We start from the raw sequence: 16,773 nt of genomic DNA, 5'->3' as shown, positions 1-16,773 counted from the left end.
GAGTTATCGTTTATAGTTTTACGTTAAGACCTAACATGTATGTTCTTGGTACCGGATAAAATCCGTAATCGATACCTCCACCAATAGGATTCCCTGTTGAAGCTCCCGGATCATACCCTCTATACTTGGTAAAGGTGAATAAATTAGTAGCTGCTACGTACAATCTTATTTTTTCAAACCCTTTAAAATCGGTAAGACTATATCCTAACTGCATGTTCTGAATTCTTAAATAAGAAGCATCTTCAACATAATAATCAGAAAGTACCGTATTAGAAGTTGCCGCAGTGGTTACCCTTGGCACCGTATTGCTAGTACCTTCTCCGGTCCATCTGTCAAGTACATAATTAAGTTTATTTACATCACTTAATGTTCTTTCATAATTTCTAACCATATCATTACCCACAGAAGCAAAACCATATACAGAGAAATCAAAGTTTTTATAATTTAACCGAATGTTCATTCCCATAGTTACCTCCGGAATTGGATTACCAAGGTTTGTTCTGTCATTCTCATCTATGACTCCATCATTATTGATATCTCTAAATCTTAAATCTCCGGGTTGAGCAGTCGCGCCAAGTGCAGACTGGTCAGGATGATTGTCAACCTCATTTTGATTCTGGAAAATACCATCGGTTACATATCCTAAGAAATAACCTATTGGTTTCCCTACTTCCATTCTTGAAGGTGCAGGCTGGCTCACTCCAAAACTACCTCCCTCAACATACCCTGTACTATTATTAACTTCTGTTACATTGTTATCTAAGAAAGTAGCGTTATAAGCAAGAGAATAGGTAAAATCTTTTGATATTTCTCCTTTATAATCAATCGCAAATTCAAATCCTTTATTCTCAACATTACCTGCATTTACCGTAGGAGCACCAGCACCAGGAGCACCAATACCTACAATACCAGATATCGGCATACCAGAAATTAATAAATCTTTTCTGTTATCAATAAAGTAATCTGTTACAAATGATAACTTGTTATTAAACATTCTAATATCTAACCCAAAATCCATTTTTTCTGAAGTTTCCCATTTTACATCTGGATTAGCTAATGTAGATATTGCTGTACCGTTCACTAAAGAACCATCAAAAATATATGTTGCTTCACCTCCTAAAAGTCCGGCATATAAATTACTACCAATTTGGTCATTACCAAGCTTACCATAACTAGCTCTTAACTTTACAAAGTCTACTATTGAAGACTCTCCGAAGAATTTTTCATCTGAAATAATCCAACCACCCGTAAACGACGGAAAGTAAGCCTCACTATTCTCAGGACCAAAACGCGTAGAAGCATCACGTCTTAATACAGCAGAGAACAAATATTTTCCTTTGTAGTTGTATTGCAGACGACCAAAGTAAGACAATCTTCTTTCATCATACACATAAGAAGAGTTTGTTTGTGCTTCGCTTACACCTGTAGCTAAAGAGATATCTGCATAAGCCCATGAGTTATTAGGAATATCATATCCCGTAGCATACAAACCATTACCCCATTCTTTAAAAATGGTGTTACCTAGCGTTACATTAATGTTATGATCATCAGCAATTGTTTTCTCATAATTGGCAAAAAAGTCAAACGTATAGTTGTTATCGTTTACTGCTCCTTGATTAACTGAACTTCTTGTATTATCAAATACTTTTCCTCCATAAGAGATTTCAGGAGAAAACGATTTCGATTCACTGTTAGACGTGTTAAAACCAACACGACCCGTTAAGGTTAATCCCTCTATAGGAGTAAAATCTAAACCAAAATTACCACTTGTTTTCTTATAGTTATAATCATTAAACGTATTCGCTATTTGCGCTAAGGGGTTAATTACCTCTGTACCTAAACCTGTAGTACTAGGTACTAATGTATAATTACCATCATTATCATGAGTAGATAATGTTGGCGGCGTGTTAATTGCATTAAACAATACCGAGCCTAACCCATTTTCATTTAATGTTTTTCGGGTAAAATAGGTATAAATAACGTTTGTACTTGCTTTTAATTTTTTAGTAATATCTACATTTAAAGCCAAACGCGCTGTATTTCGTAAGAAGCCCGATTTATCTTTACCTACAATACCTTCCTGATCTAAATGCGAAGCACTAATTGCATAGGTTACTGTTTCTGTACCTCCCATTAAGTTTACATCGTGATTTAAAATAGGAGCCGATTCAAAAACTTCATCTTGCCAATCAGTTCCTTCTCCTAAACCAGATATACTAGGGTATGGAGCCGCACCACCACCATTAACATAAGATTCGTTTAGCAACAATGCATATTCGGTAGCATTTAATAACGACATCTTCTTAGAAGTCTCCTGAAAACCATAATATGTATTATATGATACAGATGGCTTCATATTTTTTCTACCTCTTTTAGTAGTCACAAGAATTACCCCGTTTGCACCAACAGAACCATAAATAGCAGCTTGCGCATCTTTTAATACCGTAATGGTTTCAATATCATTCGGATTTAAAAGGCCAAGTTCACCAACATACCCATCGATAATAACCAATGGAGCATTATTACCATTAGTGGCTACCCCTCTAATACGAATATCTAAAGCCGCACCCGGTGAACCCGATTGTGTAGTAACATTAACCCCCGCTACAGTACCTTGCAGTGCCTGCTCTACTTTTACCGGTTTAAACTCATCTAGCAAATCTGCTTCTACAGTACCAACAGCTCCGGTAACCTCTTTCTTTTTCTGTTTACCATAACCAATTACTACAACTTCATCTAACGCATTCGTGTCTTCTTCCAACTTAATGGTTAGTGCATTCCCGTTAATAACCACTATTGTTTGGCTTTTAAAACCAATATAGCTAATAACAAGTTCGGAACCTTTACTGATTCCTTCCAACATAAAATTTCCGTCGAAGTCTGTTGAAGTTCCTTTAGAATTATCTTTTAAAACCACATTAACTCCCGGCATTGGCATTCCGGTAGATGCCTCATAAACGACACCCTTTATATCATATTCCTGACTAAAGCCTATATATGATATAAAACCGAAAATGAGTAAGAACAATTTTGATTTCATATAGTTATAATTTGTGTTTTCATAAAATTATAACTATAAATTGCGAAATCATCAATTTTATACGCTATAAAAAGTATACAATTGAAAAAAAGTTAAAAAAACATACCTCACACCCTCTCTAAACCCTTATAAACACTGTAATTCGCTTTTCTTTTACAAAATTTATTAATGTTAAAAAAGTTAATAAAAAGCACTTATACAACGTTATTGTTATGGTAATGTATAGGTAATTTTAACAGTTGTTGTAGTAGTTAAATTGACAATATGTACTCGACTAAACCTTGCTCATGGGCTAATTCCATCTTTTTTCGCAAACGATATCGTTTAATCTCTACACTTCGTACCGATATATTTAACAGTGGCGCTATTTCTTTAGAAGATAAGTTCAATCTCAAATAGGCGCATAACCTTAAATCGTTTGGAGTTAGGCTAGGGTGTATATCTTTAATCTTCTTAAGGAAATCTTTATCGGCATTATTAAAGGCTTCAGAAAATAGATTCCAAGTATCCTCTTCATTAATGTTGGCATTAATAGTACTGATAACCGATTTTAAGTTCTGTGAAGAATCTAATTTTTTCAAATCGCTCTTTATAGCCGCCAACACTTCATTCTTTTTAATAAGGTTTAATGTTGAGGCAGCCAGCTCACGATTTTTGCTCTCTATATCTTTCTCAAGCATCTCGGTTTTTGTTTTCATTAGCTGTTGTTCTGTTTCTAATTGATGAATTTCCATCTTACGATGGTTTTCTTCAATAAGCTTTAAACGTTGCTCTTCATAGTTTTTCTTGTAAATGAAATTAACCACAAAACCAACAATAATTAATAACACCAAATAACTTATGATAGCCACATTTGTAGCAAACCATGGCTTTTGTATTGTAAAATAAAATACCTCCTCGTTTTCTGTTAGCTTATCTCCTACCTTTCCTCTTACTTTAAACACATAATCACCAGGTGGTAAGTTTTTGAATTCAGCCTCTGTTTCTAATCCGTATTCACTCCAGTTATTATTAAATCCTTCCAATTTAAATTGGTATTCAGGATTGGTATATTTTGAATATTGAGGGATGGTAAAAGAAAACAAGAGATTATTTGTCTTATAACCCAATCTTGCATCACCATGTAAATTGAGATATTTAACTGTATCGTTTAGCTTATAATTTTGAATGCCTTTTAAATAGATGTTATAGGAATCTGTAGATCTCTCTTCAGGGTTTATTAAATAATACCCATTTACTGTACCAATTAAATATTCATCATCTTGTAAATACGCTATATTTTCATAACCCGACATCGTATTTGCCAATGTATAAGGTATTGGTATTGATTGATGAAGTAACTCATCATTAAAATTACTATGATTAAAATAATTGATATGATTTTTTGTGAAAAACCACAACCTATTTGTTTTATCTACAATTAATTTACCAGAGGTATATCCATCATTAATCATCACATCTGACAGCTTCTTATTCTTTACAAACTGTTGATTATTCCCCGCCAAACTAAACACACCTTCTCTACTAGCATACCATATTTTACCCCGATATTTTGCAATACTCGCATTCTTTCCTTTTTTGGGAAAATCTAGCATTTCCTCAGAAAGCGCCTCCGTAAAATCAGCATTCACAACTACTTTAAACACGCCTTTATACTCATGACTTACATAAACGGTATTGCCTAGCGTTTCTAAATACCTACTTGAATATCCGAATCCTTTAATCCAATTTCTAAAGCTCCAACTCCCATTTGATTTCTTCAATACCGAAAGTCCGGCATAATTCCCCTGATATAATAAATTGCTAGTTCCTTCCACCTGCTCAAATTTCCAAGTACCAGATTCAGAAAAAATACGGGTAGCGGTAGTATCTTCCACAATAAAGGTACCTGCATCATGTCCGCAAAACAAGGTATCATCATACACATATAAAGACCATACCTGCCCTTTTGTATTACTAATAAACGTGAAGGGTATATCTTTATCATAAGGCTTGTAAAAAAGTCCCTGATTAGTTCCTAAATAGATTTTATCATCAAATAACACCGAGGTATAAATAGTACCCAACATTCCTGAATCGTCTTCATAACTAGCCACATTACTCTTTAAATTAATACAGTTAACACCATTATCTAAACCTACCCACAGATTATGATCCCGATCCTCAAATAACGATAGTACCGTATTATTGGTTAATCCGTTTTCCTGATTTATATGTAACACAACCTTTCCCTCTGCATTTATAATATACACGCCGTCTGATACCGTTCCTAAAGCATAATTACCATTAGAAAGCTTCATACTATTATAAATATTGTTAGAAGGAACCTCTGTAGTAAATTTATGTAGCTCGCCTTCACTCAAAAGAAACAACCCTTCTAATTGTGTATGCACTAACAACTCATTGTTAACCTTAAATACATTTACAATTTTAGTTTCTTTAAAAACAGAAGCGTCCGAAATCAATTTTGCCTCTCCATTCACAATTTCAAACAAACCCTTCCCAATAGTTTGGTAATATACAGAGGCACCAATGTTGTATACTTTTGTGATGCCCCCTTCTGGTCTGTGCACCGTAAACGTTTTTGAATTTAAATTATAGATATACAACTGATTTAATGATTGAAAGATAATCCATTTATTAAATGATATAATATTCCATATTTGTTCATCATCTAACACCTTATCTTTTATTTGGTCACTTAATGAGGTATACTGTAATTGCCCATTAGCTCCTTCTTTCCAAAAACCAAACTCCATATAACAACCGGTGTAGATTTTATCTTCAACAACCCTCACCGATCTAATAATAGTTTCGTTAGGAGATTCATATAATTTCCATACAGAACAATTGTACTCAAGTAATCCCATATGGTTAGCCACATACATTAATTCCTGATCATTTTGGCTAATCATCCAGTTTTGATTACCTGCTTTATAGCGTTCGGCTTCAAACTTAATAATGGGCGGTAACTCCTGTGCAAACAGGTTTTGAAGGATAAAATATAGTATAGTGGTAAGAATGCTAATTTTTTTCATATAACGTAAAAATAGATAAAATACTGATTATACAGTGATTGCAAAAAATTAATGATAGCTTAACCTTATGCTTAAACAAAAGAATGAAAAAAATTCGTCTTTATGTTTGGATAGAACAAAAAAAAGACTGTATATTTGCACTCACAATAGCGCGGGATAGAGCAGTAGGTAGCTCGTCGGGCTCATAACCCGAAGGTCACTGGTTCGAGTCCAGTTCCCGCTACAAAGCAAGAGTAATCAGAAATGGTTACTCTTTTTTTTATGTGGTAAATTCAGGGTTTACAGTACTTTACTGTTTTTAGCTATATGCATTTAATTCCTCTTCTCAGCCTATAAAAGGCTTAAAATTCGGCTTACCCAATTTCAAAAAAGGCTTACCCTTCTAAATCCTTAAAACTATGAAAAACAACAAATTAAATATATTATTTATAACTGACAAATCCAATCAGAATACAAAAAAAGGAATAGCTCCACTAAGATGTAGAATTACTTATAGTGGAAAAAGAAAGACATTTTCAGCAGGACTATTTATTAATCCAGATTACTGGAATAGTAAAAAGCAAAAAGCAATTCCTTCTAATGAGGAAAATGACACTCTCAACACTCAAATTAGCCTGATTAAAAATAAAATTAATCAGGCTTTCTTATTTTTAGAAGTCAATGAATCCATATTTGATGTTGAAGATGTATACCTGAAATATACAGGTAAGACAACAAAAACTACAAAGTCTCTTCTAGAAGTGTTTGAATTACATAACACCCGAATGGAAAAACTCATTGGTATAGAGTATACCAAATCTACTTATGTAAAATTTAAGGAGGTTAAAATGCACATAGCTAACTTTATTAAACATAAGTATGAGAAAAATGACATGATTTTGGAAACTATTAAGTTAACCTTTATACAGGATTTTGATTATTATTTGAAATCTGAAAAAGGGCATAAACAGATTACTATTAATAAAAGCATCCAAAGGTTAAGAAAGGTAATCAAGCTAGCTCTTGCAGAAGGCTATATTGCAAGAGACCCTTTTATCTTATATACTCCAAAAAAATATGAAAAGCGTATCTCTTATTTAACCCGTATAGAACTAAATAAAATTGAGCAATACAATTTCAAGCAGAAAAGACTACAGCAAGTAGCTGATATGTACATTTTCTGCTGTTATACAGGATTAGCCTATGCTGAAATGAATAACCTATCTACTCAACACATAACCATAGGATTTGACAAGCAAAAGTGGATAGAGATGTACAGACAAAAAACCAAATCCAAAGTTAATATACCACTACTTCCTAAGGCTATTGAAATTCTTGACAAATACAACATGGTTAATTCTTCTGAAGCTGTAAAATTATTACCAACCATAAGTAATCAGAAGTTCAATTCTTACCTAAAGGAAATAGCTGACATAGTAGGCATTAAAAAAAGGCTTACACATCACATGGCTAGAAAGACATTTGCTACAACTATCCTACTCTACAATGATGTGCCTATAGAAATAGTATCTGAACTTCTAGGTCATTCAAGTATCAAAATTACGCAAGGTCATTATGCCAAAGTAGTACAGAGTAAGGTTAGTGAGCATATTATGAAGCTATCTAATAAATTAGAAAAAAGCTAGAGTTTTAAGCTGTGCTGTATTAAATTTACAGTACAGCTTAATTATTATGAATAAACACATAGAATCAGAACTCTTCCAAAATTATCCTATTGAGTTTAAAGAAATAAATCCGGAAGACTTTCAATATGTATTCTCCCCTAATGGTGAAAGAGTTGAAAGAAACATTTACACTATTGAAAATAATGGAAAAAAAATTAAAATATCACCTGATAATGAAGGTTATATAAATGACACTTTTCAAAACTCTATAGATATAAATTATAAGAACACCGTAGTAGTTAATGCAGCAGTAGGACAAGGAAAATCTTATGCTATTATACAAACCATAAAGAGGTATTATGAAGCACAAGAAGATTACTTAATTATTGTAGCATCACCATTTGTAAGTCTTGTTAAGCAATATTGTAATGATATAATAAATACTGGTATACCAGAAGAAGATGTTTACAATTATGAAAATCTTGGAAGAGATAATGATATTAATTATATAGGAAAACCTGTTCAGGTTGTAACTGTAAATACCCTTCTAGGAAACCCTGGGGAAGATGGTTTTAAAAATTCAGATATAAAAAGAGAATACCTTGATAGATTAGACAGGTATTGTGAATTAAGAAAAATAAAGGTAGTTTTTATTTATGATGAAATTCATGATTCATACCACAACTTTAAACAGCAGTACATATTTAACCTATGGAAATGGAAAAATGTTATTCATAAGAATTTCATACTCAGTGCAACCTACAATGAAGCTTCTAAAGTTGTAATAGAGTATCTAGCCGAATTAACTGATTTCAAAATTAAAATCATTGAATCTGAAAGAAAGAGATTTCTTGAAAAGCAAAGTTCACTTTATCTACACTATTCTTCATCTTATAGCTTTAGTACAAATACTCCTGAAATAAAAGATTTAATTAAAAGCTTAGTTGGAGAAGGTAAAAAAATAGATATACTCTGTTATTCTAAAGCTCTATCAAAAAGCATCATTAACCCCAAAGAAGAAATTGGTAAGTTACTTCTAGCTACATATGGAGAGGTTAAAGATTGTACTTCTGATTTAATTACCAATCAAAGAGTTGGTAATGAAGCTCCAAAAAACCAGTATGATAATACCATGTGCAATGTGGGTACAAATTTTAAAACTGGTGTAAGTATTAAAAAAGAAAACCATGCATTTGTTATAGTTATGCCTCCTAGGTCTGCTAGATTATGGTTTAAAAATACCTATGGTATATTTTCTGGTGGAATAAATTCTGTTATTCAAGCCCTCGCGAGACAAAGAAATAAAGGTGAAATACATATTGTACTACCTAAACCTGATAAATTTGAATATAACTCTCTTGAATACACTAATATGACGAATTCTCAAAAAGAGAAATTCATCAATTACTATGATCAAATAACTTACCATGAGGAGACAGAAAAACCAGTAACTTACATTAAGTTAAACAGACAGGATTATTTCATGCGAGAGTTTTATGAAAATAAGCTCAAAAGAAATGTTATTAGAGAAATTAATCTTGTGGAAAGTAGTTCAAGAAGCGAATTACCTATTTTATCATACCCCACATATGACCAGTTCAAGCTAGAAGTGGGTGAAGATTATTTAGCAAATGAATACCCAATCTTTGGAGAAGATATAAGTGCGTATATCACTTATGCAGCTTTAGCTAATCAATTCATTAATTGTACTCTCAAAGAGATAAAATTCAAGCCTATAATCCTTATACACGAAGAAGACTACCAATTAGTAATAAGAGGTGCTTATAATTACTTTTTTGGTATAGACCACTACAATACATGGTTACAATTTGGCAATTTTAATCTATTTTATTCTGATGTTAGAAAAGCTTTATTTGAAGACTTTCAGCTAAAATTAAAAAAACTAGATGGTTCTTTAAAAAACATTAAGCAAGGCTCTTCTATTGCTAAGAAATTTGAAATTCAACTTTTGGCATTCACATTCAAAATGTGGATTAAAAAAGGACAACCTTCTAATGATATTGACTATAATAGAAGAAACTACTTCTTAGACTGTATTAGCCACACAGAAAATGTTCATCTTGATAATGCTGAAAACGAATCTCATAAAAAAAGAATTGAACTATATCAAATACTAAACTATTTCAGAAAAAAACTAATCAATTCATTACATGAACATCAATGGGGTGAAGATCATTATTTCTGTACTCCTACAACATTATGGAATGAGTTCTATGATGAAAGGGACAAATCCATTTTCAGGAAATTATTAGAACTACAAGAATCAGACACACTATTATCTAATAATGTATTTGAGTTCAAAAGACGATTTGCTAATAAATCTTTTAATGCTAAACTAAAAACCTTCTATTCAATCTTAGTAGAAGATTTTCTTGAAATTGAAAACACAGGTGCAAATGACCCGAAAATTACCTTATATGGTAGTAGAAGAAATATAAAACCAATTATAAGCATCCCCTTAGTCCCTCATAAATATTTAGCTATAGATTTAATATCTCCTCAGTCATATAATGAAGTTCAATTAGATAAGATGTTTGAACCTAAAATAGCTAATTTAGGTTTAAACATATAAATTAAAAATGTCCATTTCTCGTGAAATAATAATATTTGGATACGAATAATGGACATTTTTAAATCTTAAATCATCTTTTACTTGGCTAAAAGAAACTTTTTCAATCTACATATTTTAAATTCAGAATATTTATATCAACTAGAAGAAGTGATTCCCATTTATACATGGTTAAAAACCTCATTGTTCCTTCTAGGAAATTAAATGCATTCGTGGATTTCCAATTCTAGAAATGCGTATAGGGGGTTCTTTTAAAATCTCCCCCACCTTAAAAATCTTTGATTTGACAACGCAGGAGCTCTGGACGAGGACTACTTTTAGTAGTAGTTTTGGAGTTATCTTTTGATAGCACAAAGCTACTAAATTTTTATGACATTATCAAGTTTTAGCCCAACAAAATCATGAGTTTACACAAAATAAAAGCATATAGCCAAATGCTTATTTCCTTATAAAATTTTCACCTTTTTCACATAATTAAAAACTTAATTTACCATGCAATTAAGACAATCAGAACGCAAGAAAGCTAAAATTAAATTAGCAATTCAAGGTAGTGCTGGAAGTGGTAAAACATATTCCAGTTTACTCTTAGCACAAGGACTTACAAACAAAGACCTTACTAAAGTTGCTATTGTAGATACTGAAAATGGTTCAGCAGATTTATATGCCCATTTAGGTAATTACAATGTACTCACTTTAGAATCACCATTTACACCTGAAAAGTATATTAAAGCTATTGATATATGCCTTAGAGCAGATATGAATGTTATTATACTTGACAGTATTTCTCATGCTTGGGACTATTTAATAGATTATCATTCTCAGCTTTCAGGTAATTCATTTACAAATTGGAGTAAAGTAATGCCCTTACATAAATCCCTTATGAATAAAATACTTCAGGCAGATGCTCATGTGATAGTTACTATGAGAACTAAACAGGACTATGTACTACAACAGAAAGATGGTAAGTACGTACCTGAAAAAGTGGGCTTAAAAGCTGTACAAAAAGATGGAGTAGATTATGAATTTACCATAGTGTTTGAAATAGACATTAAACACTTTACACTATGTTCCAAAGACAGAACAGGGCTATTTATGAATAAACCGGAGTTTATCATTAATACTTCTACAGGTCAGAAGATTTTAGAATGGTGTAATTCAGGAACCAATCTCCAAGAAGCTAGAAGTAAAATTAAGGCTTGTATGGACTTGGAACTACTCAAACAGCTATATGTACACTATAGTAACTGGAAAGAGCTTTTAGAGAATGATTTCAGGGTTCAGAAGGACACAATTATTTCAAATCAATTTATGTTAAACCAACAAAACTTACATCATGGAAACACAAATCATACAGCCTAATAATGGCATGTTTTTAAAGCCTGTAAAAACTACTACCATAATAGGGAATAAACAGGAGAATAGTAATGTAACTACTAAATATAAAAGAAAAGCATTTATAGAGGCTAACACATCATCAGTTAGCCTTTCGCATTTAAAAAAGGATTGTATTATTCCTGTATTTAGTAAAGACAATGAAAAGACTCTGGCTCATCAGGAGTATATTGAAGTGGCTCAGGAATGTGCTTATAGTATGTTTCCTAATCAGCAAATTGAATTACCAGAAGTAAGAGTATCTCACCAAATAAAAGGTAGAGTACCTTCTGCAATTCATAAATCAGCTAAGGAGCTTTTGGATAATGAAAAGACTATCTACTATGAGCGTATGGCATTTTTAATGCGTATTCCTAGTATTACAGCCAATATAAATGGAAATGATATTGCATTAGCTATAGGTGGAGTTAGAGCCTATAATCAGGAGAACCTATATTCTAAAAAGACCTATGAAAAATTTAAGTTCTTTATTGGATTTCAGAATTTGGTATGTTGCAATTTGTGTGTATCTACAGATGGTTATTCAGGAGACCTTAAAGCTGATAACTACCATAGCCTAAAAAGTAAAATCACACAGATACTACAGCAGTATAAGGCAGAACAGCATATACAAAATATGAGGTTACTAGGTTCTCACTATCTTTCAGAGCATGAATTTGCACAACTCATTGGTAGAGCTAGGTTGTACAATTATTTACCTAAAAGGGATAAAGTAGCTATACCTGAATTGCACTTAAATGATGGGCAAATATCTACGGTAGCTAGGGATTATTATCAGGATGATTCCTTCTGTAAGTCTGAAAATGGAGATATTAATCTCTGGAAGTTATATAATTTATTTACCCAAGCTAATAAGAGCAGTTATATTGATACTTTCTTAGATAGAAGTAACAACGCTTATAACTTTTCTAATAGCTTATTAAAGGCTCTAAATGGTAGTAATAATTACCATTGGTTTTTGAGTTGAGAAGAAGCCCAGTCAATGTTTATTAATTGATTGGGCTAATTATAAGACAATTCTATTCAAATTTTTTATCGAATTTTCAATACTTTCGTTCATATCGAAGGTTTTCTTTCTATAATTCTGTTTAACGTATTTTAAACTTAATTCTTCATCCCATCTTTCTTCTTTTTCAAGAATCAGATTAAAATTATAATTATTAATTATATCAAGCATATACTGTATGTCATTTGTGAAATAATAAATGCAAGAAGCTATAAAAAAGCAACATTGGATAGGATATAATGCAATTTGATTTTCTGAAAAGCGAATAACAATAAAATTTTTATCAGTAAAAAATGAATTTCTGTTCAATTCCCTAAGGTCATTGAATGAATGAATAGGTTTTCCTTCTAGCGTGTAAGGCTCATCAATTTCAATGTCTAAAAAAATTCTATCATTACTAAAAATAACATCTGGTGTATATTCATATGCTGAATAGCCATCTAATTCAATACATAGGTCATTACAAATATTATTCTTGAATATTTTTTGAAGAATTAAATAAAAACCCAAATCAAACCTACCACGTATAGCTTCACGTTTAAATTCACTTACAAAATTAAATACAAGCCCTTCATATGTTTTATTAGAAAAAAACTCTTTTAAAAATGAATCTCTGTATGCTTTTATTTTCAGTTCTGTTTTTAGGTTGTTCCTTAATTTATTCCTTTTACCATTTTCCCTCTCAACTTCTAAAAATTCGCGCTTATACTTTTCAGTTTTAATATTATATTCTTCTTTGCTTTTTCTTTTAGCCCCATAGTTCTCATAGATAAGTGAAATTGAAAGAATTAAACCAACAATAAAAAATAAAACCGAAATAAAAGATTCAATCCAATTTAATTTAATTGATAAAAAAAGTAAAAATAAAATACCAACAGACCATAAATATCCTTCATTCTTAGACTTAAGAATTGGTTTTTCAGGAGCTTTTAGAGGTTCTAAATCCTCCAAGACACCACATTCTAAACTATGTATTTTTTGGGGTAGTTTAATAAAGGGGTAGCTGTTAGAATTCATTATAGAATCACGTAAAACCTTTAAACTTTCATCTATTATTGAGTTGTAATCAATTTCACGAAGAATTATTTTCTTTTCCTTATCAATGTTTTTAATTATTGTCTTCTTTACTAAAAAACCTTTATCTACCTCTAAAATATACTCATTTTCAAAAATTGAAAAAAAACCTCTGTGAGAATAGGATAACATATCACCAAAAACAATCTTTAAACTCCCAGAATACCAATAGGCAAAACAACTTCCACTCTTGTTGAATAAAAACTCCATTCCTATCTTTTCATTATTAGTAGTTCCTTCTAAATCTTTTAAATACAGTTTGTTTTCTTTCACCTCCCATGTTCCTATGTAACCACGGGATAAAGAAGTATTTAAAAAGTCAAAAGAAATGGCACTATCATTAAGATAATCCTCAAGAGGTTCTGTTGCTAAATCATACTCCTCTCCATTAAATATGATTTTTTCAAATGCCTGTGCAGTCATAAATAAAAAAATAAAAAAAATTTTACCACTCAATTTTACACTCACGCAGCCTACCCTCACAAAGTCCCCCCCCTCTTTCTGCACACAAAAACTACCCCCACCCCTTACGGGCAAAAGATCTTTTTTTGCTGCCTAGTTGTAAACATTTCAATTTTTAAGTGGTTAAGTTTTTGGGAGTAAAAGCTGTAACTCTTGTAAATGTAATGATTTTTAGGCAATGTTCAACTCAAAATTTTTATACTAATGGTTAGAATTATTAATTATCAAAAAAGACAAGCAGAGGATGGTAGAGAATTCTTTGTTTTAGAAATTAGTGGAGGACTTGAAATGGTTAGAAGTAAAGAAACTAATCAATTCTATGCTACAGCTAAAAAAGCTTCAATCCCATGTACCTTTGATGAGTTTACCTGTAAAGCCCTTATAGGTTCAGAAATGGAAGGAGAAGTTACCAAACAAGAGGTAGAACCTTATCCTTATGTAATTAAGGAAACTGGTGAAGAGATTATTTTAACTCACAGATGGGTTTACTCCCAACCTTCTGAGAATACAGATATTGTAGAAGATTTATCTGGTGGAAGTAATCAATTCAACAATAATTTCCACATGGCTCAAATGAATGGTAATTCAGGTAACTCTTCTAGGGCTTAATAATTTAGTTCAAAGTTAAAAATGTCCAACTCTCGTAGTTATATATTATAGCATTACGGATTCTGGACATTTTAATTCCAGTTTTGGTTATTACATTATATAGTGTTCTGCCAAGACTGGAATTTTTATTTTAAAATCTACAAAAAATGAAAGTATCAGAAATAGAGGTAACATACTCAAATAAAAATACAGACAAGGTTAAAATAACTCAAAGCAAAGATGCTTATGAGGTAGCCATACAACATTGGAATTTAAATACTATTGAACTACAAGAAGAAGCTAAAGTTATTCTATTGAATAGGGCTAATGTTGTAATAGGTATTTACAACCTTTCAAAAGGTGGAGTATCTGGTTGTATAGTAGATATAAAACTCATTCTAAGTGTAAGTTTAAAAGCTGTAGCAAGTGGCATTATTTTAATTCATAATCATCCTAGTACTGCACTTAAACCAAGTACTCAGGATACTAAAATAACTGACAATCTAAAGGCTGCATGCCAGTTGGTTGATATAATGTTATTAGACCATTTAATAATAAATCCAACCATGTACTACAGTATGGCTGATAATGGAGACATATAATTTTCAATCATGTCTAACCATGAACTAGCTCATAATTAACCTAAATCAACAGAATCCGCTACTTGGTCAAATATCCTAAATATGTAATAATAGCTAAATGTTAGATATTCTGCTTGGCACAGTTCCTTCTAGAAATGATAATATTTATACATTAGAAGATATGTTATAATCTAACAAATCCTTACATTGCAAGTAAAATATTACTTAGTAGTGGCTTTTGTAACTGAATTTACATTTAACAAATTAGCATCAGACTTTGAACTAGAGGACTTTTACATCCATATATCAAAACAATTCTTCATTGAAAATATCTATCCAGAACCAAAGCTTTACAGTATTTTCAGCCAAATAAACTTACGAAAACTCTATGTTTATAAATTTATACTTGAGAACCATGATAATCTCAAAATATATAAATTTATAGAAAAAGAAAAAGATTCTAAATTATATGTTTTTGCCAGAGGTGGTAAACAAAAGTATCATATATTTAGAGATTGCAAGACACTAAATAATGATTTTAAAGATTATCACATACCTCGTGAAGTAAAAGAGAATGAATTAATTAATGAATTCAGAGCATGGTTTGAATATCACAATTTTAAAGAAAAGAAACTACCAGATAGAGAACTTACTGCTCTTGTTGTTTTTAGATACAATACTTCTTTTTCTGTAAAACATAAATTACCAAAATTAAATGAAGGTTACGAATTAATTGAAAATAAGCAGAATACTGGTCAGCAACATGTTGAGGATAAATTTGATTTTGAGAAATTTAAAGCCCAGATAGAAGAACTTATCACTCTTAGGTATAATATGTGTACTTCTTCTACACTTAAATATTTAGGATTTTATGATTATTGCTTTAAAAAGAAAGACAAGGAAATAATCGAAAAAATGAAATCTATAAATGAAGCACATCCAGAAGTTATTGGAGAAAACTTTTTAGATAACTATGGTATTGAAAGATTAAAAAATTTCTGGAGTCAACATTTCCAAATAAAAAGTGAATTATTCAAACTACTTGCGAAATATTACAGATGGACCTTTAACCTAGATCAAATAGAATTTGATACTTTAACCTTGGAAAGTTTTAATTTGGAATGTTGTAAGGTTTGTAAAGACAGATTGGTATCAGAAAACTCTAACCAATTCTTCTAAATCAACTTCCAAAGCAACAGCTATTCTATAAAGATTATAAAGTGTAGGGTTTGTTCTACCTGCTTCTATTCTAGACACATTCGTAGTATCAAATTCTCCTTCCATTTTACCTGCTAAATCCACTTGGGTTAAGCCTTTAGCTTCTCTTAATTCTTTAATTCTCTTACCTACAGCTTTAAATAATTCTGACTTTTCCATGCTTGACATTTATGACAAGTC

The 16,773-nt window shown here is 31.4% G+C and carries 11 protein-coding genes and 1 tRNA gene; 8 read left to right on the top strand and 4 right to left on the bottom strand.

Annotation, left to right across the window (positions count from 1 at the left end):
- Positions 1-10: 10 nt before the first annotated feature.
- Both NBRC110019_RS09325 and NBRC110019_RS09320 read right to left on the bottom strand, forming a co-directional pair.
- A complete protein-coding gene (locus NBRC110019_RS09325) occupies positions 11-3,040 on the bottom strand; it encodes a SusC/RagA family TonB-linked outer membrane protein (protein ID WP_281754305.1) in 3,030 nt (1,009 codons plus the stop codon).
- Between the two features lie 251 nt (positions 3,041-3,291).
- Positions 3,292-6,078: a triple tyrosine motif-containing protein gene (locus tag NBRC110019_RS09320; RefSeq protein WP_281754303.1), complete on the bottom strand. Its 2,787-nt coding sequence runs from the start codon at positions 6,076-6,078 to the stop codon at positions 3,292-3,294.
- Between the two features lie 150 nt (positions 6,079-6,228).
- Here NBRC110019_RS09320 and NBRC110019_RS09315 point away from each other — a divergent pair.
- The 5 genes from NBRC110019_RS09315 to NBRC110019_RS09295 all read left to right on the top strand — a co-directional run bounded on the left by NBRC110019_RS09315 (position 6,229) and on the right by NBRC110019_RS09295 (position 12,631).
- Positions 6,229-6,301: transfer RNA gene (locus tag NBRC110019_RS09315), tRNA-Met, on the top strand.
- 175 nt (positions 6,302-6,476) lie between these two features.
- Positions 6,477-7,703 carry a site-specific integrase gene (locus tag NBRC110019_RS09310; protein WP_281754301.1) on the top strand — a complete coding sequence of 409 codons (1,227 nt, stop codon included), beginning with the start codon at positions 6,477-6,479 and terminating at the stop codon, positions 7,701-7,703.
- A gap of 46 nt (positions 7,704-7,749) precedes the next feature.
- Entirely contained in the window at positions 7,750-10,275 is a 2,526-nt protein-coding gene (locus NBRC110019_RS09305) for a DEAD/DEAH box helicase family protein (RefSeq protein WP_281754299.1), read from the top strand.
- A gap of 489 nt (positions 10,276-10,764) precedes the next feature.
- Positions 10,765-11,631: an AAA family ATPase gene (locus NBRC110019_RS09300; RefSeq protein ID WP_281754297.1), complete on the top strand. Its 867-nt coding sequence runs from the start codon at positions 10,765-10,767 to the stop codon at positions 11,629-11,631.
- Complete coding sequence (locus tag NBRC110019_RS09295; protein ID WP_281754295.1) at positions 11,606-12,631, top strand: DUF3871 family protein; 1,026 nt, start codon at positions 11,606-11,608, stop codon at positions 12,629-12,631. The genes NBRC110019_RS09300 and NBRC110019_RS09295 overlap by 26 nt, the downstream gene beginning before the upstream one ends.
- 39 nt (positions 12,632-12,670) lie before the next feature.
- On the opposite strand, the gene NBRC110019_RS09290 is transcribed toward NBRC110019_RS09295, so the two are convergent.
- The gene (locus tag NBRC110019_RS09290; RefSeq protein WP_281754294.1) at positions 12,671-14,167 is read right to left on the bottom strand and encodes a hypothetical protein; all 1,497 of its coding nucleotides are present in this window, start codon (positions 14,165-14,167) and stop codon (positions 12,671-12,673) included.
- Between the two features lie 243 nt (positions 14,168-14,410).
- Between NBRC110019_RS09290 and NBRC110019_RS09285 the strand changes: the two genes are divergently transcribed.
- The 3 genes from NBRC110019_RS09285 (at position 14,411) to NBRC110019_RS09275 (ending at position 16,554) form a co-directional block, all read left to right on the top strand.
- Positions 14,411-14,815: a hypothetical protein gene (locus NBRC110019_RS09285; protein ID WP_281754292.1), complete on the top strand. Its 405-nt coding sequence runs from the start codon at positions 14,411-14,413 to the stop codon at positions 14,813-14,815.
- 146 nt (positions 14,816-14,961) lie between these two features.
- Entirely contained in the window at positions 14,962-15,396 is a 435-nt protein-coding gene (locus NBRC110019_RS09280; RefSeq protein WP_281754291.1) for a JAB domain-containing protein, read from the top strand.
- A gap of 186 nt (positions 15,397-15,582) precedes the next feature.
- On the top strand, positions 15,583-16,554 hold the full coding sequence (locus tag NBRC110019_RS09275) for a hypothetical protein (RefSeq protein ID WP_281754290.1): 972 nt from the start codon (positions 15,583-15,585) through the stop codon (positions 16,552-16,554).
- On the opposite strand, the gene NBRC110019_RS09270 is transcribed toward NBRC110019_RS09275, so the two are convergent.
- Complete coding sequence (locus tag NBRC110019_RS09270; RefSeq protein WP_281754289.1) at positions 16,528-16,752, bottom strand: helix-turn-helix domain-containing protein; 225 nt, start codon at positions 16,750-16,752, stop codon at positions 16,528-16,530. The genes NBRC110019_RS09275 and NBRC110019_RS09270 overlap by 27 nt on opposite strands.
- Positions 16,753-16,773: the final 21 nt, after the last annotated feature.

It is taken from the genome of Neptunitalea chrysea (assembly GCF_027924145.1).
Classification (GTDB): Bacteria; Bacteroidota; Bacteroidia; order Flavobacteriales; family Flavobacteriaceae; genus Neptunitalea; species Neptunitalea chrysea.
The sequence above is the reverse complement of the archived record's forward strand: the minus strand, read 5'-3'. Positions and strand labels throughout refer to the sequence as shown.